Source organism: Staphylococcus sp. FSL W8-1207 (genome assembly GCF_038003745.1).
Lineage (GTDB): Bacteria > Bacillota > Bacilli > Staphylococcales > Staphylococcaceae > Staphylococcus > Staphylococcus equorum.
Map to the genome: position 1 here is coordinate 420,806 of NZ_JBBOPU010000001.1, position 22,070 is coordinate 442,875.

Genomic DNA, 22,070 nt, shown 5'->3' on the forward strand with positions numbered 1-22,070 from the left:
ATGGCACAATTACAGATTAATTTATCTAAAATTAAATATAACGGTCATGTATTAAACGCCTTGTGCAGTCAAAATAATATTTGTTTTACACCTGTAACCAAATGTGTGGCTGGTGATAGCAAAATTATAGAAGTGTTAAAAGACATTGGTATGACACACTTTGCAGATGCCAGAATTGATAATATTACGAAGAGTAAAGATACGAATCTATCTTTTGCAATGATAGGAACTACAAATCAATATGAACTTGAAGATGTAGTGCGTTATACGAATATAAGCATTCAAACTGAGATAGAGACGATTCGACAATTAAATAATCTTGCAGGTAAACAACAAGTGAAGCACCAAATTTTACTCATGGTGGATTGGAAAGATGCTAGGGAAGGTATCTTAACTTATGATGTGATTGACTATATTAAAGAAATAATTCAGATGCATCACCTTAATATTGCAGGGTTAGCATTTAACTTTATGTGTTTTCAGTCGAACGCACCTACAGATGAAGATGTGAAAATGATTAATCAATTTGTAAAGTCTATTGAAGAAGTGACCAATATAAGATTTAAAATTATATCAGGTGGAAATTCAAGTTTGTTAACTCAAATGGCTTATAGTGATTTAGGTAAAATTAACGAACTGAGAATAGGCGAAACGCTCTTCAGAGGAATTGAGACCACAACAAATCATCCAATTGCAATGTTATATCAAGATACAATTATTTTAGAAGCAGAAATAGTAGAGATTAAGCCACGTATGAACTATGATACAGGCAAACAATATTTACAAGCCATTATTGATATTGGTAGTTTGGATACGCATGTCGAAGCGATTACACCTATACATCATCAAGTGAAAATATTAGGTGCTACAAGTGATCATGTCATGATTGATTTATTAAATCAGGATTTTTATCAATTAGGAGACAAAATACAATTTAGTCTAGGGTATAAAGCTTTAGCACAAAGCATGTATATGCCTAATTTAACAAAAGCATATACACGTGATGAAGGTGTTGAGCAAGCATGCACTAACATTAAAAATCAAGTGTTTAATTCATTGTAGAAAATTAAAAGTTAATTAAAAATATGTTGACAACGATAATCGTTCTCAATAAAATTAGATATGTAAATATACACATCTAAGGAGTGACAACGATGAAGCATAGTTTTAAATTTATGAGTGTGCTTATATTAGCTTTGACAGTAGTATTATTGACCGCTTGTGGAAGTGGTAATGATAAAGACACTGGGGAATCTAAAAGGGATAACGCTAATAAAGTTGACGTGATGATTAAACATGATGGCGGTACAACAAAGCTTGATAAAAATCCTGAGCGAGTCGTAGCGTTAGAATTTTCATATGTAGACGCACTTGCAGCTTTAGATATAAAGCCAGTGGGTATAGCAGGTGATGGTAAAAAGGATAGAATATTAAAACCAATTCGTGAAAAAATTGGTGATTATAAATCAGTTGGTTTACGTAAACAGCCTAACTTAGAAGAAATTAGTAATCAAAAACCAGATTTAATTATAGCTGATACTAATAGACATAAAGGCATACAAAAAGATTTAGAAAAAATTGCGCCGACAATTCTACTGCCAAGTTTTGATAGTGACTATAAAGATAATTTAGATGCGTTTAAAACAATTGCGAAAGCAGTAGGCGAAGAAGATAAAGGAAAAGAAAGATTAAAAGAACATCAGGATTTAATGTCAGAATACAGTAAAGAAATTACTATGGATAAATCTGAGCCAGTGTTAGCTACTGTCATTGCAAAATCAGGATTATTATCTCATCCTGAAAATACTTATGTTGGTGAACTGCTAAAAGAGCTAGGTTTTAAGAACGCATTAAATAAAACAGAAACAGATAATTTGGCTAAATACTTAAAAGGTCCTTATTTACAATTAAATTCTGAGGTACTTTCAGATATTAATCCAGGACGAATGTTTATCATGGTTGATGAAGGAAAAGAAGACCCGAATTTGAAAAAACAAGAACAGGATCCAGTGTGGAAAAATCTAGACGCAGTGAAAAATAATAAAGTATCTATTTTTGATCGAAATACATGGGCACGAGCACGTGGTATTATTTCTTCTGAAGAAATAGCAAAACAACTCGTAGAAGTTTCTAAAACCAAAAATAATGATAAACAACAACAATAGGGTGATGGTAAATGGCTAAAGTAAAGCGTATTAGTCAAACCAATAGGTCTGAAAGCAAAATACAAAAACGCACAGCACTCATATTCATTGTGAGTGTGGGTGCGCTTTTTGTTATGATGTATTTTAATTTAACGGTTGGTGCTTCACACATTACAACGAAGGATTTTATAGATTATCTATGGACACACGATCAAACGAAACAAACATTTTTAATTCATAATGTGCGTATGCCTAGAATGATTGCAGCACTATTCATTGGTGCAGCACTTAGCGTGGCTGGATTACTCATGCAAGCTATGACGAGAAACCCTTTGGCATCGCCTCAAATATTTGGCGTTAACTCGGGCGCTTCTTTTGTTATCGTATTTATCACGATGCTTATACCTGCCTTAACACCATTTGCTACAATACTAGCATTTTTTGGCGCGTTTGTAGGTGGTTTAACAGTTTATCTGCTGTCAGGATCTACAAAAGGAATAACACCAATTAAGTTAGCACTAGCAGGTATGGCCATTCATTTATTTTTTACAAGTATGACTCAAGGAATTATTCTACTAAACGAACATGCAACTTCCACAGTTATGTTTTGGCTTGTAGGTTCATTATCTACTATCAACTGGACACAAATTTTAGGCATCTTACCTTGGCTTATTATTGCTTTTATTGGGACTATTATGATAGCAAAACAATTAACAATTATGGAGCTAGGTGAACAGTTAGCTACATCTTTAGGGCAAAATGTAAAAGTAGTGAGAATTATTATAGCTATACTTGTTATTTTATTAGCAGGAACTTCTGTTTCAGTAGCGGGTCCTATTGGCTTCGTAGGATTAATCGTCCCACATATTGTTAAATATTATGTACATACAAATTATAGGGTGATGATTCCTTTAGCGATAATTATTGGTGCAGACTTATTATTGCTATCTGATGTACTCAGTAGATTAATTGCATTTCCATTTGAATCGCCTGTAGGTATTGTTACTTCATTTGTAGGTGCATTATACTTCCTTGCAATTACTGCTAAAGGAGTGGATCGCATATGAATATTAGACTTATATTAAAATATACGATTGTGACGATATTACTTATTATTTTTGCAATTGGATTATTGTCCATAGGTTCAGTATTTATACATCCTGCTGAAGTGGTTAAAAGTTTACTTTCACAAGATAACTTTATTTTAAATGAGTATCGAGTGCCACGAATGTGCTTGGCTTTGATTGTTGGTAGTAGCTTAGCGATTTCTGGTGCTCTGATACAAGGTATTGTAAGAAATTCACTTGCATCACCAGATGTTATTGGTATTACAAAAGGTGCGAGTTTATCCGCTGTTACGGTTATAATGCTATTTCCTACAGCGCCTTTATATATTTTGCCATTTAGTTCTTTCTTTGGTGCATTTTGTATTAGTTTGATTTTGACTTTGTTAATATCTAAATTTAATATGAAAGGTTCCAAAATCGCATTAATTGGTTTAGCAATAGGTGCAATTTGTACGGCGATTGTTCAATATATGTTAATACGTAATCCGCTAGATGCAAATACTGCATTAGTTTGGCTTACTGGAAGTTTATATGGTCACAACATGTCGAACATAACAGTGATATTACCATGGTTTATCATTACCTTACCGCTCATTTTTTATTACTGTCATCAGTTAGATATTTTAATTCTTGGTGACGATGTAGCGCTGGGACTAGGGACAAAAATTAAAAAGATTAAAATGATTTTATTATTTTTAGCAGTAGCTTTAGCAGGCGCTTCAATTTCACTCGTCGGGGGATTAAGTTTTCTTGGACTGATTGCACCGCATATAGCACGACGAATAGTTGGCCATAAACATATCCACATCATAATTATGTCAGGTTTGATTGGTGCACTTATACTGTCAATTAGTGATGGACTTGCAAGAGGTATTCATCCACCTATCGATATTCCTGTCGGTGTAATCGTTGCTATTGTCGGCGTTCCATACTTTTTATTTTTAATAAGAAAAATATAATTCAAAAATAAATTGCAAAAGTAAGCGTTTTCATATAAAGTGTAATTGACCCTAAATAATATTAGAGTCAATTATTTTATTTATACATATACAAGAAGACAATAAAAACCTAAAATTATTGATTTACATATTTATACATAATAGGTTATAATTATTGCTGTTGCTTTTTTAAGTGTATATAAAAATATAAACACCTAAGGGGTGAATGAAATGAATAAATATAGTAAATCACAATTAGTACGAGGTAGATTAAAATTCATTGTCATGTCATTAATTGGTATTATCTTGTTTTTAGTACCTATTACTGTGACTGAAGATGGTGTTAAACAAACCACATTACCCGTTGCGTTTTTAGCAGGACTATTACAAGATGTGCTAGGGAATGCCATGCCATTAATTATTGTTTTGATTGTCACAATATCAGGCATATTATCGATTTTATGCTCTACAATACTGAAAAATAAATTAAAACCAGACGGTCTTTTATATAATGCATTTAATGTGAACATCGTCTGGTTGCTATTAAGAATATTAGCAGTTGTCTTTGTATGGATGACTTATTTGAAAGTTGGTACTGAAGTAATATATTCTGCAGACACTGGCGGGCTTGTATTTGAAAGTTTATTGCCAACATTAGTTGCTGTATTCTTATTTGCAGCATTATTTTTACCATTACTTATGGAATATGGATTGTTAGAATTTTTAGGTCCAATCTTTAGACCTATTATGAGACCTTTATTCACATTACCAGGGCGTTCTACAGTGGATAACTTAGCATCGTTTATTGGAGATGGCACAGTAGGGGTATTAATAACAAGTAAGCAATATGAAAGTGGTTTTTATTCTAGACGTGAGGCAACAGTTATTGCTACTACCTTTAGTGTAGTATCTATAACATTTGCTATCGTCATTGCGGAAACAGTACATATGCAAAACCATTTCTTCTATTTCTACTTTTCAGTTATTGTTTCGTGTATTGTTTGTGCATTGATTTTGCCAAGAGTCTGGCCATTAAAATCTATCAAAGACGAATACTCAAAAGAAGTATCTGAAGAAATGAGAACGGAAAAATTACCAAAAAATAAAACAGCATTAAGTCACGGTTTTGATATGGCAACAGAAACAGGTATTAATGCACCAGGATTCAAATCATTTTTCAAATCGGGACTTAAAACAGTTGTAGATATGTGGTTTGTTATTTTACCAGTTGTTATGAGTATTGGTACACTAGCGACAATCGTTGCGACCTACACACCAATATTTGCAATTATAGGTAAACCATTTGTACCATATTTAGAATTGCTGCAAATTCCTGAAGCTGCTCAAGCATCAGAAACAATATTAATAGGCTTTGCCGATATGTTTTTACCTTCTATATTAATTGAGGGCGTAAGCAATGATATTACATTATTCGTTATCGGTGCATTAAGTATTAGTCAGTTAATCTACTTATCAGAAGTAGGTGGGGTGATATTAGGCTCGAAAATTCCAGTCAGTATCTTTAAACTATTTGTTATTTTCTTAATCAGAACAATTATTGCATTACCGATTATAGCGTTGATGGCGCATCTATATTTTAATTAGTTTAAAAACATTATGAATATGAATACAATTAAAACACCCCGAAAGTTAGATTGAAAAACTAATCTTCGGGGTGTTTTGCAATATTTACTGTTTTGTTGTATTTAAACTTACAAACGTATCTGATTAATTAAGTGTTGATAAAACATTTGCTTTAACAACTTTATTCCCTATGACTGGTGAATCTTCACTTTTAGATTTTGACTTACCTGCGTGTGCTTCTTTAAACGCATCACTTTCAAGCCATGCTTTGAAATTTTCTTCAGAATCCCACCAAGTATTCACATACATTTGATCGTAATCTGTTTCGTCTTCGATTAGCCAAACTTCAACTTTACGGAATCCTTCTAATTCATTTATTTTGCCTTTTTTTGTAAAATTAGGCGCCATTTTTTCTGCAAAACCTTTTTTAACATCAATTCTATTCGTAACAACGTACATGATATGCACCCACTTTCTAAGATTTAGCTATAGTATATCATCATTGTGAATTAGAGGTTAATTGATATCCCTTATATGTTTAAGTCGTGATTAATATAAAAAAGACGCAATTCTAACGTGGGGTTAGAATTGCGTCTTTTTATTGTTAATTGTTTAATATTATTTTGTTACTTCATTATATACTTTTTGATCATTTTGCGTATAAATAATGTATTCATGGTCATTAGTGTCGATGATAACACGGTTCGTTTTTCCGAAAGTAGAACCAATTCTCGAAACTTTGTTTCTATCTAATTTTGGAATTTCATGGATATTTTGATCTTGTGAAATGTTCTTAATATCACTTGTTGGAATCTTAATATCTGCAACTCTCCATTGAATTCTTACTTCATTGTTATCTTTTTTAACTGTCATTGCCATATCTAGAACACATCCTTTAATTAATTTATAGCTATATCATACAACAACATGCAACCGTTTTCAAGTAAATGTGTGATACTTTTATTTAATATGTTATACTCAGTGTTTTTTCCGAAAGTACGTTCGCATTGATATAAAAGATATGATAAAATATATTGCGATAAGGAGAAGTGAAAATGACAGGTAAAACCCACGCATCATGCGGTTTATTAGTAGGCGCATTAACTATAGAATATTTTCATACAGATTTGTTTACATCAATTACGGTTATAACGCTTGCAGTTATATCAAGTTTATTACCTGATATTTGTCATGCACAAAGTAAAATTGGTAGACGATTTAAAGTTTTGAGCTTTTTTATTAGATTATTATTTGGTCACAGGACATTTACACACTCGCTATTATTTATTTCAATTATAATTTGTTTATTATATGCTATTCAAACGCCAATTTATTATTTAATTACGATTATATTAGGAATGCTGTCTCATGTTATACTAGATATGTTAACACCTAGGGGAGTTAAATTTTTATATCCTATCCCAATCAGTGTGAAATTCCCTTTAGTTTTTAAAACAGGTGGTCTCGTTGATTTATCACTTGCGAGCGCGTTAACTATAGGCGCAACTTATGTGTTTTTTCAACCATTTATTAAGCAGCTTTTTTTTTAAATGGTTATGATTAAGGTTGTGCATATAATCATAATAATATAAAGTACAAATAGTGAAATTATATATTCAAGTCAGTAATAAGATACTATTTTTATCTAATATTTGAATATTAAGGAGAGAGAACATGCTAGATAAGAAAGGTTTAGAAAAGTTTAATCAAGACCATTTAATTGAATTTGAAAAACTAATGAGTACAAATGAGAAAGAACAATTGGCTAATAAAGTAGACTCTTTAAACTTATCTGATATTCAAGATTTATACGAAGATTTGTATGTAAATAAAAAAGTAATCGATGACGTTTCCTCTATTAATGAGGTGAAATATGATGTTAAAAATGATTTTTCAGAAGAAGAAATCAAAAAATATGAAGAAGTTGGTTTAGACGCAATTCAAAAAGGTAAATTTGCAGTGTTATTAATGGCAGGTGGACAAGGGACGCGTTTAGGTTATAAAGGACCTAAAGGTTCGTTTGAAATTGAAGGCGTTAGTTTATTTGAAATTCAAGCACAACAATTAATATCATTAAAAGAGCAAACAGGTGTAGCTGTCGATTGGTATATCATGACTAGCAAAGTAAATGACAAAGAAACACAACTATTTTTCGAAGCTAAAGATTATTTTGGATATGATAAATCACATGTGCACTTTTTCAAGCAAGAGAACATTGTTGCCTTATCTGAAGAAGGCAAGTTAGTTTTAGACGTAGATGGTAATATCCTAGAAACGCCTAACGGTAATGGTGGCGTGTTTAAATCACTTAAAAATTCAGGCTATTTAGATGAAATGACTGACAATGGAGTGGAATATATTTTCTTGAATAATATTGATAACGTTCTTGTGAAAGTATTGGATCCATTATTTGCAGGTTATACATTCCAAAAAAGTATGGATATCACTACAAAGTCAATTCAACCTAAAGAGGGAGAAAGTGTTGGTAGATTAGTGACAGCTAATCAAAAAGATACTGTACTTGAATATTCAGAATTAGACCCTGAAGTTGCTAATGAATTTAATAACGCTAATATAGGAATACATACATTTAAACTTTTATTTATTAACAATGTGGTTGATCATGCATTGCCATATCATTTAGCGATTAAAAAACTAAAACAGTTAGATGATGATTTTGGCGTAATTGAGCAACCGACACTTAAGTTTGAATTATTCTATTTTGATATTTTCCAATATGCTAATAGCTTTATTACATTACAAGTACCGAGAGAAGAAGAGTTTTCTCCTTTAAAAAATAAAGAAGGTAAAGATAGTGTTGAAACAGCTACAGCTGATTTGAAACGTATGAATTTGATATAAAAAAGGTGGTTACACTTATGTCTCATACAGTAGATGTAGATAATAGCAAAGTGGCTAAAACATTTAAAAATATTGTACCTTTAACATTTGGTGAGGAAATTGGAAATGCAGTTTCACATGGGGCAGCTGCATTCATTGCTTTATGTGTATTGCCTTATGCAGCAATACAAAGTTTTTTGGATCATGGCATATTAGGTTCATTTAGCGTTTCGCTATATGTGATAAGTATTTTCCTAATGCTTATATCTTCAACGATTTATCATGCGATGCCTAATAATTCTTCGCATAAATATATACTCAGAATTATTGATCACAGTATGATATATGTTGCAATTGCTGGAACATATACGCCAATATGTTTAGTGTTAATTGGTGGATGGTTAGGATGGACTGCAATGGCAGTACTTTGGGGTATTACACTCTGGGGTATTCTATACAAATCTTTAGCTAAAAATGTTAGTCATAAATTGAGCTTAACTATGTATTTAGTTATGGGATGGATTGGCGTTTTATTTTTACCGACAATTATTTTCGATTCATCGGTAACATTTATGCTATTTATACTATTTGGTGGGATTGCTTATACCGTTGGAGCATGGTTCTATGCACAAAAAGATCGTCCATATTTTCATATGATTTGGCACTTCTTTATAGTAATTGCATCCGTATTTCATTTTATAGCTATTTTATATTTTATGTAATTCTAAAAAAACATAGATTTAGTAGTCTCTAGGACATAAATCTATGTTTTAAAAGCAATTATTATATGGGCACTAGCTGTCTGATATATATCGGCTTGTTTTAAGTACTTATGCAAGAGTTTCGGCTCTTGTATTATTTTTTAGTAGGCTTTGTGGGGGCGGGAATATGAAATCAGATTTTGATTTCTATCCCGCTCTTTTTTTAAAAAAAGAAAGATTTAGACTGTAACATGTATTTCTGCCCTAGCCTCAAAAAGTCGATTTGAAACTTATTACTACATAGTAATTGCTCTGATTATGCTAAAAGAATTTTAATTTGTTATGCAAGGAGGTAGATTATGAATATTAAGTCTTTAGGTGTCGTAGTTGCATTAATATTAATTATGTTTATGTCTGCCATCGAAACATCAATTGTTTCTTTAGCAATTCCTACTATAAGAGATGACTTAAATGTTACTTCATCCATTTCATTGATTTTCGCAGTTTATTTTATTGCAATTGTCATAGCTAATCCGATTGTAGGAGAACTACTAGATCGAACGAAAATTATTTATATCACACTTTTAGGATTATTGCTTTTTACTATAGGAAGTTTCTTATCCGGAATAAGTGGCACTTTCGAGATACTTATCATGTCTCGTTTTATACAAGGTTTAGGTGCTGGTGTAATGATGGCATTGAGTCAAATAGTACCTAAACTTGCCTTTGAAATCCCATTACGTTATAAAATTATGGGAATTGTTGGTAGTGTGTGGGGGATTTCTAGCATTATTGGCCCGGTTTTGGGAGGAACTATTTTAGAATTTGCAACGTGGCACTGGTTATTCTTCGTGAATATTCCGATTGCAATTGCTGCTATGGTATTGGTGATAATCACATTCCATTTTGAAAATGAAAATACAACTGCAAAAAATAAATTAGACGTGAAGGGCTTAACGTACTTCTATGTATTAATCTTCTTTTTAATATTTACAGTTATGAATAAAGCGAATTTATATTTAAACATCATTTCACTTATCTTAGCTTGTATAATGGCAGTGGTTCTATACAAAAATGAAAAAAACATAAAAACACCATTTGTACCAGTTACAGAATTTAATAAGACAATTATTTTAATATTCTTTACTGATTTTGCTTATGCAATTATTTTGATGGGTTACAACTTATATATGCCTATTTATTTACAAGAAGAAATGGGCCTCTCACCATTACAAAGTGGCTTTGTAATATTTCCAATTTCATTTGCTTGGTTAGCGCTTAATTTTTCATTAGATAAATTAGAGGTTAGAATGAGTAGAAAAGGATTATATATTTTTGCTTTCACACTATTAATGCTATGTGGCATTTTAATATTTATAGGCACCGAATCGCCATTATTTATAGCATTTAGTTTATTACTTGCAGGGGTTAGCTTTGGCACAGTTTATACAAAAGATAGTGTTATAACTCAAGAAGAGACTTCATTAAATAATATGAAGCGGATGATGTCACTCTATACATTAACTAAGAGTTTAGGTAATTCAATAGGTTCTACTGTAATGGGTTACGTTTATGCTTTATCGTTCACTTTTATCAGTCTGCAAATACACAATGTTATCTTACTTAGTTTAATTATATTGATTATACTAATAGTTTTATGGATTATGTTTTATAAAGAACAGAAACAAGAATCTAATTAGTAAACTGTATCTATATAACTAAAACATGATTTACTTCATCAATAAACGATATAATTTGAAGAGTAGAGCTTCGTGTTAATTTGTATTTGGTAGTGAGTTGTTATAATGGTAATATAGTTTATGCGATTATAGTTTTAATAATAAATACTAGCGAGGTTGTAATAAAAGTTAGGTGATTATTAAACGGAATATCGAAATAGAGTGAAAAGGGAGGACAGTAAGCAATGAAATATATAAAATATTTATTTACAACGCTTATTGTACTTTCGGTATTTATTATTTCTGGGGCTATATTTTTAACATTTTTAGGATTTGGATTATATGGTTTGAGTAGAATCCTAATTTATTTCCATCTTGCGTATTTTGGATATAACAAAAACTTTTACGATAACTTAATTTATTATGGTAGTTATATTGTATTAGGTTATTTCAATTTGTTTATAATAGAGAATTTAATGGATTACTTTAGAAAAAAATTACCAGATAACCCATATTTTAAAGGGTTAACTTATCACTTAATTACTTTCACTGTAACAACTTTGCTATTTTACTTCATAGTGCATATCCATTACACTTATATAAATATTGATTTTTGGGTGATTGTATTTATCATTGGACTCTTATTTATATGTAAGGAAATATTTTATCCAGATAGTGAAAACTTAAATGGAAAATAAGCATCTTATTTTAGAAAATCACAACAGTTAATTGAAGCACTTTAACTGTTGTGATTATGAAGAATGAATATAATGTTAATATATAGTAGAAACTGTAATACTTTAACTTTATCTCCGATAGTTAAAGTAACCATTTAAGAAAGACATATAGCAATTACTTTAAGAAGTTAGTTTATTTATTCTTTAATAGAGAGTGAAGTGAGCTAACTTCTTTTTTAATAAGCTGATTATATTTATACTGAATATAAACTATTTAAAGCAAACTTAAGTTTTGTTTGTTAGAATATAAATAATGATTATTTTATAAAGAGGGGGACGCATTGTGTTAACGACTGAGCAAGTTAAAGAACTTGTTGGAGAATTAAAAGATCCAATAATAAATGTACCTTTAAAAGAAACTGATGGAATAATAGAGGTTACTATTAAAGAAGAAATAGAGCATGTAAGTGTCAAAATAGCTATGGCTCAATTAGGGGGACAACCTCAATTAGATTTACAAATGGCCGTAGTGGAAGTATTAAAAGAAAATGGGGCTAATACAGTTGGCATCAGATTTGAAGAATTACCATCTGATGTAGTAGAACAATATAGAGGTACGAGTGATGACGAGCAACAAACAATAGAAGGCTTATTATCTAAAGACAATCCTGTAGAGTTTATAGCTATCGCTTCTGGTAAAGGTGGCGTTGGAAAATCAACAGTAGCAGTCAATTTAGCAGTATCATTAGCTAGAGAAGGTAAAAAAGTTGGTCTAGTTGATGCTGATATTTATGGCTTTAGCGTTCCAGACATGATGGGAATTGATGAAAAACCAGGGGTACAAGGTAAAGAAATCATACCAGTTGAACGTCATGGTGTGAAAGTAATTTCAATGGCTTTCTTTGTTGAAGAGAACGCACCAGTTATATGGAGAGGCCCAATGTTAGGGAAAATGCTTACGAATTTCTTTGTTGAAGTACGATGGGGAGATTTAGATTATTTAATTTTAGATTTACCTCCAGGTACAGGGGATATTGCTTTAGATGTACATACGATGTTGCCATCAAGTAAAGAAATTATTGTAACAACACCTCATCCTACTGCAGCATTTGTTGCAGCAAGAGCTGGAGCAATGGCAAAACACACTGAACACACGATTTTAGGTGTAATAGAAAACATGTCTTACTTCCAAAGCGAAGAAACTGGAAATAAAGAATATGTATTTGGAACAGGTGGCGGTGAAAAGCTTGCTGAAGAATTACAAACAGACTTATTAGGTCACCTACCATTAGAACAACCATCATGGAATCCAAAAGATTTCGCGCCTTCCATTTATCAACCAGATGATAGATTAGGAGAAATATACCAATCAATGGCACAACAAATCATTGAAAAGACTAGTAAATAGTAGTATTTAAGGAGTGGGTAGAAATTAATTTAATTTTTACCCACTTTTCTCTTGCAATTTTTTTGAATGGTGGTAGAATTATTTCTTGTGACCAACGAAAGCACGATACAGTGTAAACGTAACAAATCACAATAAACAAAAAAGTATTGACTTTCTCTTGTGGAATTGATATTATATAAAAGTCGTCAAAAACGACAAAAACATTATTTAATTCAATTTCGAAAAAGTGTAAAAAATATACTTGAAACTTTATAAGAAATACTTTAATATTATTAGAGTAATGTTAAATGATTGTTAAAGAATATTAATTTTTTATTGACACAACGTCAATTGAAATGGTATAGTAATAAAGCAATTATCCAAATGAACATTGAAAACTGAATTGCAATATGTCAACGTTAATTCCGAACACAACATTAAATTGTTGGTTCAAACGTGTTAGAGATAACACACAAATTAGTATTTTATGAGCTAATCAAACATCATAATTCATTTATGGAGAGTTTGATCCTGGCTCAGGATGAACGCTGGCGGCGTGCCTAATACATGCAAGTCGAGCGAACGGATAAGGAGCTTGCTCCTTTGAAGTTAGCGGCGGACGGGTGAGTAACACGTGGGTAACCTACCTATAAGACTGGAATAACTTCGGGAAACCGGAGCTAATGCCGGATAACATTTGGAACCGCATGGTTCTAAAGTAAAAGATGGTTTTGCTATCACTTATAGATGGACCCGCGCCGTATTAGCTAGTTGGTAAGGTAACGGCTTACCAAGGCAACGATACGTAGCCGACCTGAGAGGGTGATCGGCCACACTGGAACTGAGACACGGTCCAGACTCCTACGGGAGGCAGCAGTAGGGAATCTTCCGCAATGGACGAAAGTCTGACGGAGCAACGCCGCGTGAGTGATGAAGGTTTTCGGATCGTAAAACTCTGTTATTAGGGAAGAACAAATGTGTAAGTAACTGTGCACATCTTGACGGTACCTAATCAGAAAGCCACGGCTAACTACGTGCCAGCAGCCGCGGTAATACGTAGGTGGCAAGCGTTATCCGGAATTATTGGGCGTAAAGCGCGCGTAGGCGGTTTCTTAAGTCTGATGTGAAAGCCCACGGCTCAACCGTGGAGGGTCATTGGAAACTGGGAAACTTGAGTACAGAAGAGGAAAGTGGAATTCCATGTGTAGCGGTGAAATGCGCAGAGATATGGAGGAACACCAGTGGCGAAGGCGACTTTCTGGTCTGTAACTGACGCTGATGTGCGAAAGCGTGGGGATCAAACAGGATTAGATACCCTGGTAGTCCACGCCGTAAACGATGAGTGCTAAGTGTTAGGGGGTTTCCGCCCCTTAGTGCTGCAGCTAACGCATTAAGCACTCCGCCTGGGGAGTACGACCGCAAGGTTGAAACTCAAAGGAATTGACGGGGACCCGCACAAGCGGTGGAGCATGTGGTTTAATTCGAAGCAACGCGAAGAACCTTACCAAATCTTGACATCCTTTGAAAACTCTAGAGATAGAGCCTTCCCCTTCGGGGGACAAAGTGACAGGTGGTGCATGGTTGTCGTCAGCTCGTGTCGTGAGATGTTGGGTTAAGTCCCGCAACGAGCGCAACCCTTAAACTTAGTTGCCAGCATTTAGTTGGGCACTCTAGGTTGACTGCCGGTGACAAACCGGAGGAAGGTGGGGATGACGTCAAATCATCATGCCCCTTATGATTTGGGCTACACACGTGCTACAATGGACAATACAAAGGGCAGCTAAACCGCGAGGTCATGCAAATCCCATAAAGTTGTTCTCAGTTCGGATTGTAGTCTGCAACTCGACTACATGAAGCTGGAATCGCTAGTAATCGTAGATCAGCATGCTACGGTGAATACGTTCCCGGGTCTTGTACACACCGCCCGTCACACCACGAGAGTTTGTAACACCCGAAGCCGGTGGAGTAACCATTTATGGAGCTAGCCGTCGAAGGTGGGACAAATGATTGGGGTGAAGTCGTAACAAGGTAGCCGTATCGGAAGGTGCGGCTGGATCACCTCCTTTCTAAGGATATATTCGGAACATCTTCCTTGAGAAGATGAAGAGGAACGACATTGACATATTGCATTCAGTTTTGAATGCTCATTACGAGTATTCATTGCGTTATTTTGTACATTGAAAACTAGATATGTAAGTAAAATTTATGATTTTACCAAGCAAAACCGAGTGAATTAGAGTTTTAAAAAGCTTGAATTCAAAAAAATAGAAATAATCGCTAGTGTTCGAAAGAACACTCACAGATTAATAACATTTTAGGTTTTCAACCGATTTTATCGTGTTGAAGGTCGAAAAGATTAAGTTATTAAGGGCGCACGGTGGATGCCTTGGCACTAGAAGCCTACGAAGGACGTTACTAACGACGATATGCTTTGGGGAGCTGTAAGTAAGCTTTGATCCAGAGATTTCCGAATGGGGAAACCCAACACGAGTTATGTCGTGTTATCGATATGTGAATACATAGCATATCTGAAGGCAGACGCGGGGAACTGAAACATCTTAGTACCCGCAGGAAGAGAAAGAAAAATCGATTCCCTGAGTAGCGGCGAGCGAAACGGGAAGAGCCCAAACCAACGAGCTTGCTTGTTGGGGTTGTAGGACACTCTATACGGAGTTACAAAAGAACAAATTAGACGAATCATCTGGAAAGATGAATCAAAGAAGGTAATAATCCTGTAGTCGAAAGTTTGTTCACTCTTGAGTGGATCCTGAGTACGACGGAACACGAGAAATTCCGTCGGAATCCGGGAGGACCATCTCCCAAGGCTAAATACTCTCTAGTGACCGATAGTGAACCAGTACCGTGAGGGAAAGGTGAAAAGTACCCCGGAAGGGGAGTGAAATAGAACTTGAAACCGTGTGCTTACAAGTAGTCAGAGCCCGTTAATGGGTGATGGCGTGCCTTTTGTAGAATGAACCGGCGAGTTACGATTTGATGCAAGGTTAAGCAGTTAATGTGGAGCCGTAGCGAAAGCGAGTCTGAATAGGGCGTTGAGTATTTGGTCGTAGACCCGAAACCAGGTGATCTACCCATGACCAGGCTGAAGTTCAGGTAACACTGAATGGAGGGCCGAACCGACTTACGTTGAAAAGTGAGCGGATGAGTTGTGGGTAGCGGAGAAATTCCAATCGAACCTGGAGATAGCTGGTTCTCTCCGAAATAGCTTTAGGGCTAGCCTTAAGTAATGATTATTGGAGGTAGAGCACTGTTTGGACGAGGGGCCCTTATCGGGTTACCGAATTCAGACAAACTCCGAATGCCAATCAATTTTATCTTAGGAGTTAGAACGCGGGTGATAAGGTCCGTGTTCGAAAGGGAAACAGCCCAGACCACCAGCTAAGGTCCCAAAATATATGTTAAGTGGAAAAGGATGTGGCGTTGCCCAGACAACTAGTATGTTGGCTTAGAAGCAGCCATCATTTAAAGAGTGCGTAATAGCTCACTAGTCGAGTGACACTGCGCCGAAAATGTACCGGGGCTAAACATATTACCGAAGCTGTGGATTGTCCGTAAGGACAGTGGTAGGAGAGCGTTCTAAGGGCGTTGAAGCATGATCGCAAGGACATGTGGAGCGCTTAGAAGTGAGAATGCCGGTGTGAGTAGCGAAAGACGGGTGAGAATCCCGTCCACCGATTGACTAAGGTTTCCAGAGGAAGGCTCGTCCGCTCTGGGTTAGTCGGGTCCTAAGCTGAGGCCGATAGGCGTAGGCGATGGATAACAGGTTGATATTCCTGTACCACCAAATTTCGTTTTAAGCGATGGGGGGACGCAGTAGGATAGGCGAAGCGTACTATTGGATTGTACGTCCAAGCAATGAGACTGAGTGTTAGGCAAATCCGGCACTCTTAAGGTCAAGTTGTGATGGGGAGAGGAAATTGTTTCCTCGAGTCGTTGATTTCACACTGCCAAGAAAAGCCTCTAGCTAGAATTTTGGTGCCCGTACCGCAAACCGACACAGGTAGTCAAGATGAGAATTCTAAGGTGAGCGAGCGAACTCTCGTTAAGGAACTCGGCAAAATGACCCCGTAACTTCGGGAGAAGGGGTGCTCTTTAGGGTTAACGCCCAGGAGAGCCGCAGTGAATAGGCCCAAGCGACTGTTTATCAAAAACACAGGTCTCTGCTAAACCGTAAGGTGATGTATAGGGGCTGACGCCTGCCCGGTGCTGGAAGGTTAAGAGGAGTGGTTAGCTTCGGCGAAGCTACGAATCGAAGCCCCAGTAAACGGCGGCCGTAACTATAACGGTCCTAAGGTAGCGAAATTCCTTGTCGGGTAAGTTCCGACCCGCACGAAAGGCGTAACGATTTGGGCACTGTCTCAACGAGAGACTCGGTGAAATCATAGTACCTGTGAAGATGCAGGTTACCCGCGACAGGACGGAAAGACCCCGTGGAGCTTTACTGTAGTCTGATATTGAAATTCGGTACAACTTGTACAGGATAGGTAGGAGCCTTTGAAACGTGAGCGCCAGCTTACGTCGAGGCGTTGGTGGGATACTACCCTTGCTGTGTTGGATTTCTAACCCGCACCATTTATCATGGTGGGAGACAGTGTCAGATGGACAGTTTGACTGGGGCGGTCGCCTCCTAAAGAGTAACGGAGGCGCTCAAAGGTTTCCTCAGAATGGTTGGAAATCATTCATAGAGTGTAAAGGCATAAGGAAGCTTGACTGCGAGACTTACAAGTCGAGCAGGGTCGAAAGACGGACTTAGTGATCCGGTGGTTCCGCATGGAAGGGCCATCGCTCAACGGATAAAAGCTACCCCGGGGATAACAGGCTTATCTCCCCCAAGAGTTCACATCGACGGGGAGGTTTGGCACCTCGATGTCGGCTCATCGCATCCTGGGGCTGTAGTCGGTCCCAAGGGTTGGGCTGTTCGCCCATTAAAGCGGTACGCGAGCTGGGTTCAGAACGTCGTGAGACAGTTCGGTCCCTATCCGTCGTGGGCGCAGGAAATTTGAGAGGAGCTGTCCTTAGTACGAGAGGACCGGGATGGACATACCTCTGGTGTACCAGTTGTCGTGCCAACGGCATCGCTGGGTAGCTATGTATGGACGGGATAAGTGCTGAAAGCATCTAAGCATGAAGCCCCCCTCAAGATGAGATTTCCCAACTTCGGTTATAAGATCCCTCAAAGATGATGAGGTTAATAGGTTCGAGGTGGAAGCATAGCGATATGTGGAGCTGACGAATACTAATCGATCGAAGACTTAATCAAATTTAAAAGTGTTTTGTTTGGCATTATCAAATTTTACTTACTATCTAGTTTTGAATGTATAATTTTTTATACAGTTCATTGTCTGGTGACAATGGCAAGGAGGTCACACCTGTTCCCATGCCGAACACAGTAGTTAAGCTCCTTAGCGCCGATGGTAGTCGGACTTACGTTCCGCAAGAGTAGGACGTTGCCAGGCAATTTCATTATTCCACAGTAGCTCAGTGGTAGAGCTATCGGCTGTTAACCGATCGGTCGTAGGTTCGAGTCCTACCTGTGGAGCCATATGGCCCCGTGGTCAAGCGGTTAAGACACCGCCCTTTCACGGCGGTAACACGGGTTCGAGTCCCGTCGGGGTCATACATATTGGAGGATTAGCTCAGCTGGGAGAGCATCTGCCTTACAAGCAGAGGGTCGGCGGTTCGAACCCGTCATCCTCCACCATTTTTAATTTAATAGCGGAGGGGTAGCGAAGTGGCTAAACGCGGCGGACTGTAAATCCGCTCCTTCGGGTTCGGCAGTTCGAATCTGCCCCCCTCCACCATTAATGGGCTATAGCCAAGCGGTAAGGCAACGGACTTTGACTCCGTCACTCGTTGGTTCGAATCCAGCTAGCCCAGCCATTTAGAGCCATTAGCTCAGTTGGTAGAGCATCTGACTTTTAATCAGAGGGTCAGTGGTTCGAGCCCACTATGGCTCACTCTATAGCATTTCTCATAAGAGAAATGCTTTTTTTGTGTTGAAAATTAAAATTACTAAAAATTTTAAATGATAATATAATAAAGAAAATTCAAAATAATTTATATACATTTTTATGATTAGAATAGTATGTAAAAGCTAATATAAGGCCTTTTTATGAATTATAAATCATTATACTGGTTTTATATGTAAAATGTCGATTTTATAAAAAAATTATGATATTACATTAACTTGAAACATAAAGCGCTTTCGATTATTCTAGTAACAGATGAAAGCAAAGGGGTTTTTAACATGAATAAAAAAATAGAAATAATTGGAGCACCATCAACATATGGTCAAAGGAAATTAGGGGTTAACTTTGGTCCAGATGCTATACGATATGCAGGTATTGTTGATCGTATTAGAGCGATAGGTTTATCCGTTGAAGATTCTGGTAATATTGAAGTACCAGCAATCGATTTAGATAAGTTTAATTCAGAGCAAGAGGGCTTACGAAATTTAGATGAAATTATTACTGTTTCTAACAACTTAAGTGAAGCTGTATCGAATAGTATTGAGAAAAATAACTTCCCATTAATTCTTGGAGGAGATCATTCCATTGCTATAGGTTCAATATCTGGCGTAAGTAAACACTATAATAATTTAGGCGTTATTTGGTATGATGCACATGGGGATTTGAATGTACCTGAAGAATCACCATCAGGGAATATACATGGGATGCCATTACGTGTGCTTGCTGGAGACGGGGATGATCGTTTAGTTAACATTTCAAATTATACACCTAAAGTAAAGCCAGAAAATATCGTTCTTATAGGAATGAGAGACTTAGACGATGGCGAGCGCCGTTACATAAAAGAAAATAATATTAAAACTTATACTATGGCGGAAGTTGATCGATATGGTATTAAACAAGTAATGGATGAAACTATAGAGTATCTAGAAGCTAAAACAGACGGTATACACTTATCATTAGATGTCGATGCGTTGGATCCTGTTGAAACACCAGGAACAGGCACTAGAGTCTTAGGTGGTTTGACATATAGAGAAAGTCATTTTGCGTTAGAGTTATTACATAACTCGAAGTGTGTAACTTCTATGGATATAGTTGAAGTTAATCCATTAATAGATCACACCAATGATACAGCTAAACAAGCTGTTGGTTTAGTAGGTAGTTTCTTTGGAGAAACGCTTCTATAATTAGTAATGAAACTGATGTGGATTAAATCCATATCAGTTTTTTTAATTTTTACAATAAAATTAAATACTAAATATGACAGTTGGCTTTATGATTGGTATAATATATATCATGGGAACAGATAACCGGAGGAGATGTTATGGATTTATCCAACTTTTTTGATGACTGGAGTACAGTGAAAATAATTGCAAGTGTACTCGATTTGCTCATAGTATGGTATGTACTTTATCTTCTCATTACAGTTTTTAAAGGTACCAAAGCCATTCAACTATTAAAGGGAATTGTCGTAATAGTTATTGGTCAACAAGTGAGTAAAATGTTAAATTTAACAGCCACAGCCAAATTGTTTGATTTAGTTATTCAATGGGGTGTGTTAGCTTTAATCGTAATATTCCAACCAGAAATTAGACGCGCATTAGAACAACTTGGTCGTGGAAGTCTATTTAAACGCTATTCAACTAATTTAAATAGTGATGAAGGAAAACTTATATCCTCTGTATCCAAAGCAGTGCAGTATATGGCAAAACGACGTATTGGCGCATTGATTGTTTTTGAAAATGAAACAGGATTACAAGATTATATCGAAACTGGTATTGCCATGAACTCGGAAATATCACAAGAACTTTTAACAAACGTGTTCGTGCCTAACACACCTTTACATGACGGTGCGATGATCATACAGGAAAACAAAATTGCAAGTGCTGCAAGTTATTTACCATTATCAGATAGTGCCAAGATTGCTAAAAGCTTAGGTACAAGACATAGAGCGGCAGTTGGTATTTCTGAAGTGTCTGATGCTTTTACAGTTATTGTCTCTGAAGAAACAGGGTCAATTTCCGTTACATTTGATGGTAAATTAAGAAAAGATATTTCTAACGAAGCTTTTGAAGAATTATTGGCTGAACATTGGTTTGGCACACACTTTAACAAGAAAGGTGTGAAATAATATGCTAGAAAGTAAGTGGGGATTAAGGTTAATAGCACTTGTATTAGCGTTAATATTTTTCTTATCAGTTAATAATATGTTTGGCAATATTTTTAATGCTGATAACTTAGGACAGAAATCTTCAGAAACAATTGAAGATGTACCAGTTCAAGTGAAGTATGACAACACATCATTGTATGCCAGTGAAGTTCCAAATAAAGTAGATGTAGAAATATCCGGACCACAATCACAAGTACTAAAGGCTGAAAATGGTGAAAGTATTAAAGCCGTATTAGACTTGAGTGAAGAAAAAGCAGGTAAGCATACTACACAATTCCAAGTGAATGGGTTAAATAAAGATATTGATTATAATGTGAAACCGAAAGAAACAACCATAAATCTGGAAGAGAAAGTAAGTAAAACATTAAAAGTAGAACCAGATGTAAGTAATAATGATTTGGATCCGGAATATAAAGTGAGTGAACAGAGCGTGTCACCAGAAACTGTTAAAGTGACTGGCGGTAAAAATCAAATTGATAAAATTGCTTATTTAAAAGCAACATATAAAAATAAAAGTAAAATTTCTAAAGACACAACAGATGTTGCACAAATTACTGCATTTGATAGAAACTTAAATAAAATTGATGTGATGGTTCAACCAAATGAAGTCAATCTAAGTGTGAAAGTAGAAGACTATAGTAAAAAAGTGAAAGTAAAAACTAAAACAGTAGGCTCATTATCAAACGGTCGTGAAGTAGATAATATCGAATTAAATAATGAGGAAGTTGAAATTTATGGTAATAAAGAAGATCTAGAAGATATTGATGAAATTACAGCCAATATTGATTTGGATGATGTGGCAGGTTCTACTGAAAAAGATATTACGTTTGAAGTACCTGATAAGGTTACTAAAGTAAGTCCTAAAGATACAACTGCAACAATTACAGTCAAATAGATT

16 protein-coding genes, 6 tRNA genes and 3 rRNA genes are annotated in these 22,070 nt (G+C 35.7%); 23 read left to right on the top strand and 2 right to left on the bottom strand.

Annotated features, from left to right (window positions below):
• The 5 genes from NSR03_RS02005 (at position 1) to NSR03_RS02025 (ending at position 5,754) form a co-directional block, all read left to right on the top strand.
• On the top strand, positions 1 to 1,062 hold the full coding sequence (locus NSR03_RS02005; protein WP_002511440.1) for an alanine/ornithine racemase family PLP-dependent enzyme: 1,062 nt from the start codon (positions 1 to 3) through the stop codon (positions 1,060 to 1,062).
• A 92-nt stretch (positions 1,063 to 1,154) separates the two neighbouring features.
• Positions 1,155 to 2,165, top strand: coding sequence for an ABC transporter substrate-binding protein (locus NSR03_RS02010; RefSeq protein ID WP_069813206.1), 1,011 nt, complete (start codon positions 1,155 to 1,157; stop codon positions 2,163 to 2,165).
• A gap of 11 nt (positions 2,166 to 2,176) precedes the next feature.
• Entirely contained in the window at positions 2,177 to 3,211 is a 1,035-nt protein-coding gene (locus NSR03_RS02015; RefSeq protein WP_069801832.1) for a FecCD family ABC transporter permease, read from the top strand.
• Positions 3,208 to 4,170 (top strand): FecCD family ABC transporter permease, encoded by a 963-nt coding sequence (locus NSR03_RS02020; RefSeq protein ID WP_069813204.1) that lies wholly within the window; start codon positions 3,208 to 3,210, stop codon positions 4,168 to 4,170. The genes NSR03_RS02015 and NSR03_RS02020 overlap by 4 nt, the downstream gene beginning before the upstream one ends.
• Positions 4,171 to 4,380: 210 nt before the next feature.
• On the top strand, positions 4,381 to 5,754 hold the full coding sequence (locus NSR03_RS02025) for a YjiH family protein (RefSeq protein ID WP_069813202.1): 1,374 nt from the start codon (positions 4,381 to 4,383) through the stop codon (positions 5,752 to 5,754).
• A 123-nt stretch (positions 5,755 to 5,877) separates the two neighbouring features.
• Here NSR03_RS02025 and NSR03_RS02030 read toward each other — a convergent pair whose 3' ends face one another.
• Together NSR03_RS02030 and NSR03_RS02035 are read right to left on the bottom strand one after the other, a co-directional pair.
• Positions 5,878 to 6,192 carry a heme oxygenase gene (locus NSR03_RS02030; protein ID WP_002507008.1) on the bottom strand — a complete coding sequence of 105 codons (315 nt, stop codon included), beginning with the start codon at positions 6,190 to 6,192 and terminating at the stop codon, positions 5,878 to 5,880.
• A 159-nt stretch (positions 6,193 to 6,351) separates the two neighbouring features.
• Positions 6,352 to 6,612: a SunI/YnzG family protein gene (locus NSR03_RS02035; protein ID WP_002507009.1), complete on the bottom strand. Its 261-nt coding sequence runs from the start codon at positions 6,610 to 6,612 to the stop codon at positions 6,352 to 6,354.
• Between the two features lie 176 nt (positions 6,613 to 6,788).
• Here NSR03_RS02035 and NSR03_RS02040 point away from each other — a divergent pair, with 176 nt between their 5' ends.
• The 18 genes from NSR03_RS02040 (at position 6,789) to NSR03_RS02125 (ending at position 22,067) form a co-directional block, all read left to right on the top strand.
• Positions 6,789 to 7,283: a metal-dependent hydrolase gene (locus NSR03_RS02040; RefSeq protein WP_002507010.1), complete on the top strand. Its 495-nt coding sequence runs from the start codon at positions 6,789 to 6,791 to the stop codon at positions 7,281 to 7,283.
• 124 nt (positions 7,284 to 7,407) lie between these two features.
• Positions 7,408 to 8,595: a UTP--glucose-1-phosphate uridylyltransferase gene (locus NSR03_RS02045; protein WP_021340027.1), complete on the top strand. Its 1,188-nt coding sequence runs from the start codon at positions 7,408 to 7,410 to the stop codon at positions 8,593 to 8,595.
• 17 nt (positions 8,596 to 8,612) lie between these two features.
• Positions 8,613 to 9,296 (top strand): PAQR family membrane homeostasis protein TrhA, encoded by a 684-nt coding sequence (gene trhA / locus NSR03_RS02050; protein WP_021340028.1) that lies wholly within the window; start codon positions 8,613 to 8,615, stop codon positions 9,294 to 9,296.
• 338 nt (positions 9,297 to 9,634) lie between these two features.
• Positions 9,635 to 10,975, top strand: coding sequence for a multidrug efflux MFS transporter SdrM (gene sdrM, locus NSR03_RS02055; RefSeq protein WP_021340029.1), 1,341 nt, complete (start codon positions 9,635 to 9,637; stop codon positions 10,973 to 10,975).
• A 224-nt stretch (positions 10,976 to 11,199) separates the two neighbouring features.
• Complete coding sequence (locus NSR03_RS02060) at positions 11,200 to 11,652, top strand: SepA family multidrug efflux transporter (protein ID WP_002507014.1); 453 nt, start codon at positions 11,200 to 11,202, stop codon at positions 11,650 to 11,652.
• 322 nt (positions 11,653 to 11,974) lie between these two features.
• On the top strand, positions 11,975 to 13,039 hold the full coding sequence (locus NSR03_RS02065) for an Mrp/NBP35 family ATP-binding protein (RefSeq protein ID WP_002507016.1): 1,065 nt from the start codon (positions 11,975 to 11,977) through the stop codon (positions 13,037 to 13,039).
• A 492-nt stretch (positions 13,040 to 13,531) separates the two neighbouring features.
• Positions 13,532 to 15,084: ribosomal RNA gene (locus NSR03_RS02070) — 16S ribosomal RNA — on the top strand.
• 288 nt (positions 15,085 to 15,372) lie between these two features.
• A 23S ribosomal RNA gene (locus NSR03_RS02075) occupies positions 15,373 to 18,296 on the top strand.
• An 81-nt stretch (positions 18,297 to 18,377) separates the two neighbouring features.
• Positions 18,378 to 18,492: ribosomal RNA gene (rrf, locus tag NSR03_RS02080) — 5S ribosomal RNA — on the top strand.
• Together the 16S, 23S and 5S rRNA genes with 6 tRNA genes alongside form the textbook arrangement of a ribosomal RNA operon.
• Before the next feature lie 11 nt (positions 18,493 to 18,503).
• Positions 18,504 to 18,578, top strand: a tRNA-Asn gene (locus tag NSR03_RS02085).
• Positions 18,579 to 18,581: 3 nt separating this feature from the next.
• Positions 18,582 to 18,653, top strand: a tRNA-Glu gene (locus NSR03_RS02090).
• A gap of 8 nt (positions 18,654 to 18,661) precedes the next feature.
• A tRNA-Val gene (locus NSR03_RS02095) sits at positions 18,662 to 18,737 on the top strand.
• A 16-nt stretch (positions 18,738 to 18,753) separates the two neighbouring features.
• A tRNA-Tyr gene (locus NSR03_RS02100) sits at positions 18,754 to 18,837 on the top strand.
• Positions 18,838 to 18,841: 4 nt separating this feature from the next.
• Positions 18,842 to 18,916, top strand: a tRNA-Gln gene (locus NSR03_RS02105).
• A 4-nt stretch (positions 18,917 to 18,920) separates the two neighbouring features.
• A tRNA-Lys gene (locus NSR03_RS02110) sits at positions 18,921 to 18,993 on the top strand.
• Positions 18,994 to 19,283: 290 nt separating this feature from the next.
• Entirely contained in the window at positions 19,284 to 20,189 is a 906-nt protein-coding gene (gene rocF, locus NSR03_RS02115; protein ID WP_021339812.1) for an arginase, read from the top strand.
• Between the two features lie 137 nt (positions 20,190 to 20,326).
• Positions 20,327 to 21,133 carry a diadenylate cyclase CdaA gene (gene cdaA, locus NSR03_RS02120; RefSeq protein ID WP_002507018.1) on the top strand — a complete coding sequence of 269 codons (807 nt, stop codon included), beginning with the start codon at positions 20,327 to 20,329 and terminating at the stop codon, positions 21,131 to 21,133.
• A gap of 1 nt (position 21,134) precedes the next feature.
• Positions 21,135 to 22,067: a CdaR family protein gene (locus NSR03_RS02125; RefSeq protein WP_021339811.1), complete on the top strand. Its 933-nt coding sequence runs from the start codon at positions 21,135 to 21,137 to the stop codon at positions 22,065 to 22,067.
• Positions 22,068 to 22,070: the final 3 nt, after the last annotated feature.

What these genes read in the sequence shown, in the direction of transcription:
- NSR03_RS02005 (WP_002511440.1), top strand. Translation starts at nt 1, where the DNA reads ATGGCACAATTACAGATTAATTTATCTAAAATTAAATATAACGGTCAT.
- NSR03_RS02010 (WP_069813206.1), top strand. Translation starts at nt 1,155, where the DNA reads ATGAAGCATAGTTTTAAATTTATGAGTGTGCTTATATTAGCTTTGACA.
- NSR03_RS02015 (WP_069801832.1), top strand. Translation starts at nt 2,177, where the DNA reads ATGGCTAAAGTAAAGCGTATTAGTCAAACCAATAGGTCTGAAAGCAAA.
- NSR03_RS02020 (WP_069813204.1), top strand. Translation starts at nt 3,208, where the DNA reads ATGAATATTAGACTTATATTAAAATATACGATTGTGACGATATTACTT.
- NSR03_RS02025 (WP_069813202.1), top strand. Translation starts at nt 4,381, where the DNA reads ATGAATAAATATAGTAAATCACAATTAGTACGAGGTAGATTAAAATTC.
- NSR03_RS02030 (WP_002507008.1), bottom strand. Translation starts at nt 6,192, where the DNA reads ATGTACGTTGTTACGAATAGAATTGATGTTAAAAAAGGTTTTGCAGAA.
- NSR03_RS02035 (WP_002507009.1), bottom strand. Translation starts at nt 6,612, where the DNA reads ATGGCAATGACAGTTAAAAAAGATAACAATGAAGTAAGAATTCAATGG.
- NSR03_RS02040 (WP_002507010.1), top strand. Translation starts at nt 6,789, where the DNA reads ATGACAGGTAAAACCCACGCATCATGCGGTTTATTAGTAGGCGCATTA.
- NSR03_RS02045 (WP_021340027.1), top strand. Translation starts at nt 7,408, where the DNA reads ATGCTAGATAAGAAAGGTTTAGAAAAGTTTAATCAAGACCATTTAATT.
- trhA (WP_021340028.1), top strand. Translation starts at nt 8,613, where the DNA reads ATGTCTCATACAGTAGATGTAGATAATAGCAAAGTGGCTAAAACATTT.
- sdrM (WP_021340029.1), top strand. Translation starts at nt 9,635, where the DNA reads ATGAATATTAAGTCTTTAGGTGTCGTAGTTGCATTAATATTAATTATG.
- NSR03_RS02060 (WP_002507014.1), top strand. Translation starts at nt 11,200, where the DNA reads ATGAAATATATAAAATATTTATTTACAACGCTTATTGTACTTTCGGTA.
- rocF (WP_021339812.1), top strand. Translation starts at nt 19,284, where the DNA reads ATGAATAAAAAAATAGAAATAATTGGAGCACCATCAACATATGGTCAA.
- cdaA (WP_002507018.1), top strand. Translation starts at nt 20,327, where the DNA reads ATGGATTTATCCAACTTTTTTGATGACTGGAGTACAGTGAAAATAATT.
- NSR03_RS02125 (WP_021339811.1), top strand. Translation starts at nt 21,135, where the DNA reads ATGCTAGAAAGTAAGTGGGGATTAAGGTTAATAGCACTTGTATTAGCG.